At 75.8% G+C, this 938-nt stretch carries 1 protein-coding gene and 1 pseudogene; both read left to right on the top strand.

Annotated elements, in window-relative coordinates; all coding sequences use genetic code 11:
- Positions 1-386: pseudogene (locus tag GT354_RS23025) on the top strand (hypothetical protein); the annotation flags it as partial.
- A partial coding sequence (locus tag GT354_RS23030; RefSeq protein ID WP_161358275.1) for a flagellar hook-length control protein FliK occupies positions 383-938 on the top strand: 556 nt, incomplete at its 3' end. The pseudogene GT354_RS23025 and the gene GT354_RS23030, both read left to right, overlap by 4 nt.

Below are 938 nucleotides of genomic sequence, written 5' to 3' on the forward strand. Positions count from 1 at the left end.
CCGGCCCGTCCACGCCCGCGCCCACCGGCCCCACGACGCCCGCCCCGACCGTCCCCGTGCCCACCGCTCCCGGCCCCACCACGTCGCTCTCCCGGACCGCGAGCGCGACGGCGTCCGTGTTCGCATCCGCGTCCCGGCCGGTGACCGCCGGTGCGTCGGCGACCGCCCGAGGGGCCGGCACGGTCGGCGGGTCCGGCTCGACCGACGGATCGGCCGCCTCCGGAGGATCCCGTGGCGGCGGAGGCGGCGGTCTGGCCAGGACCGGTGCCCAGGTCGGCGGCCTGCTCCTGCTCTCGTTCGGCCTGCTCGGCACCGGCTTCGCGATCCGCGCCGGCGCCCGTCGCAAGAACGCCGGCGCCCGTCGCAAGATCGGAGACCACGCGTGAAGACCACCAGCCGCTTCGGCCGCCTCGCGGCGGCGCTCGCCGTCCTGATCGTGCCGACCGCGGCGCAGATCACCGCGACGGTTCCCGCCGCATACGCGGTGGACACCGCCAAGGGCACGCCCGGCTTCTGCCCGGACGCGAGCGGCGTGACGGTGATCGTCGACTTCCGGGAGCTCGGCGGCACCACCATCGTCCGCTGCGCGCCCGGCGACCAGGCGACCGGCCACGCCGCGCTCAGGAACGCCGGCATCGAGATCGCCGGGACCACCCGCTGGGGCGAGGCGTTCGTCTGCCGCATCGAGGGCAAGCCCGGGCCCAACTCCGAACCGTGCATCGACACCCCGCCGGCGACCGCCTACTGGTCCTACTGGCACGCGCCGAACAACGGGACGTGGACCTACAGCCAGTGGGGCGTGATGAACCGCAAACCCCCGCCCGGGAGCTTCGAGGGCTGGTCGTTCTCGAAGAACAAGACCGAGACCACCAATCCGCCACCGCGCGTGAGCCCGGCCCGGCCGGTCGCCCCGCCGCCGGCGACCACGCGGCCACCGG

It is taken from the genome of Streptomyces sp. SID3343, assembly GCF_009865215.1.
GTDB lineage: Bacteria > Actinomycetota > Actinomycetes > Streptomycetales > Streptomycetaceae > Embleya.